At 72.2% G+C, this 2,388-nt stretch carries 1 protein-coding gene; it reads left to right on the forward strand.

Going from position 1 to position 2,388, the window contains the following annotated elements; genetic code table 11:
* The coding region (locus ABZW10_RS38660) for a beta-ketoacyl synthase N-terminal-like domain-containing protein (protein WP_355376394.1) at positions 1 to 2,388 on the forward strand (2,388 nt) is incomplete at both ends.

Here is a 2,388-nt window from a genome sequence, read left to right on the forward strand (position 1 = left end):
GTCCGCCTCGACCAAGCAGCACTCCGCACACAAGCAAACGCCGGAACACTCCCGACCACGCTCCGCGACATCGTCCGCACTCCGGCACGACGCGCCGCAGCGACCGGGGCGGGGGCCCTGGCGGCACGTCTCGCCGGGCTGGGCAAGGCCGAGCAGGAGCAGTTCCTGCTCGACCTGATCCGCGCTCAGATCGCCTCCGCGCTGGGCCACTCCGGCCCCGAGGCCGTCGATCCGGACCGCGCGTTCCAAGAACTCGGGTTGGACTCCCTCACCGCCGTCGAGCTGCGCAACAACCTGAACGCCGCCACCGGCCTGCGTCTGCCCGCCACGCTCGTCTTCGACTACCCGTCCGCGTCCGTCCTGGCCCGTTACCTGCGGGACCAGCTGGCGGGAGCAACGGGTGCCGCCTCGTCGTCCGTCGCCGTCCGTGCGGCGTCGGCGACGGACGACGAACCGATCGCGATCGTCGGCATGGCCTGCCGCTACCCGGGCGGGGTGACCACCCCCGACGAGCTGTGGGACCTGGTCTTCGCCGGCCGGGACGGCATCACTCCCTTCCCCTCCGGGCGCGGCTGGGACGCGGAAGGCCTGTACGACCCCGACCCCGACGCCGTCGGCAAGTCCTACACCCGTGAGGGCGGCTTCCTGCACGACGCCGACCTCTTCGACGCCGACTTCTTCGGGATCAGCCCGCGCGAGGCCCTCGCCATCGACCCCCAGCAGCGTCTCCTCCTGGAGACGACCTGGGAGTCGCTGGAGAGCGCCGGCATCGACCCGGCCACGATGCGCGGAAGCACCACCGGACTCTTCACCGGCGTCATGTACGGCGACTACGGCGTGCGGCTCATGCAGCAGCCCCCGGAGGGCTTCGAGGGATACCTCGCGACGGGCAGCGCGGGCAGCGTGGCTTCGGGCCGGGTGTCCTACACGTTCGGGTTCGAGGGTCCGGCGGTCACGGTCGACACCGCGTGCTCGTCCTCACTGGTGGCCCTGCACATGGCCGCCCAGGCCCTGCGCAACGGCGAGTGCACGATGGCGCTCGCAGGCGGCGTGACCGTGATGGCAGCGCCCAGCGTCTTCGTCGAGTTCAGCCGCCAGCGCGGCCTGGCCCCCGACGGCCGGTGCAAGTCCTTCGCGGCCTCGGCCGACGGCACGACGTGGTCCGAGGGCGCGGGCATGCTCCTGTTGGAGCGCCTGTCGGACGCCCAGGCCAACGGCCACCGCGTGCTGGCCGTGGTCCGCGGGTCGGCGGTCAACCAGGACGGTGCCAGCAACGGCCTCACCGCCCCCAACGGCCCTTCCCAGGAACGCGTCATCCGCCAGGCGCTCGCCAACGCCCGACTGACCCCCGCCGACGTGGACACCGTCGAGGCCCACGGCACCGGCACCAAACTCGGCGACCCGATCGAGGCGCAGGCCCTGCTCGCCACCTACGGCAAGGACCGCCCCGCCGACCAGCCCCTGTGGCTCGGCTCCTTCAAGTCGAACATCGGACACGCCCAGGCCGCGGCCGGTGTCGGCGGTGTCATCAAGATGGTCCAGGCCATGCAGCACGGCCTGCTCCCCAAGACCCTGCACGTCGACGCGCCCTCCCCGCACGTCGACTGGGAGGCCGGGGCCGTCTCGCTCCTGACCGAGGCCACCCCGTGGCCCCAGAGCGACCGCCCCCGCCGGGCCGGCGTCTCCTCCTTCGGCATCAGCGGCACCAACGCCCACATCATCCTCGAACAAGCACCCGTATTGGTTGAAACGGCGGCCGAGCCGTCTCCTGCTCTGCCGGTCGTTCCGTGGGTGCTGTCGGGCAAGACCGAGCAGGCCGTGCGCGACCAGGCCGCCCGCCTGGCCGAGCACGTCACCAGCCACCCCGACCAGGACATCACCCGTATCGCCCACGCCCTGGCCACCACCCGCACCCACTTCGACCACCGCGCCGCCACCACCGGCACCACCCAGGACGAACTCCTCACCGGCCTGCGCGCCATCGCCGACGGCACCAGGACCGTCAGCACCACCACCCCCGGCGGGAAGACGGCGTTCCTGTTCACCGGGCAGGGCTCCCAGCGCAACGGCATGGGCCGCGAACTGTACGACGTCTTCCCCGCGTTCGCCGCCGCCCTCGACGACGTCTGCGACCACTTCACGCCCCACCTCGAACACCCCCTGCGCGACGTCATGTTCGCCCCCGCCGGCAGCGAACTCGGCGACCTCCTCCACCAGACCGCCTACACCCAACCCGCCCTCTTCGCCCTCGAAACCGCCCTCCACACCCTCATCCGCACCTGGGGCGTCCACGCCGACTACCTCACCGGCCACTCCATCGGCGAACTCACCGCCGCCCACGCCGCCGGCGTCCTCACCCTCACCGACGCCACCACCCTCGTCGCCGCC

The organism is Kitasatospora sp. NPDC004723 (assembly GCF_040609255.1).
Taxonomy (GTDB): domain Bacteria; phylum Actinomycetota; class Actinomycetes; order Streptomycetales; family Streptomycetaceae; genus Kitasatospora.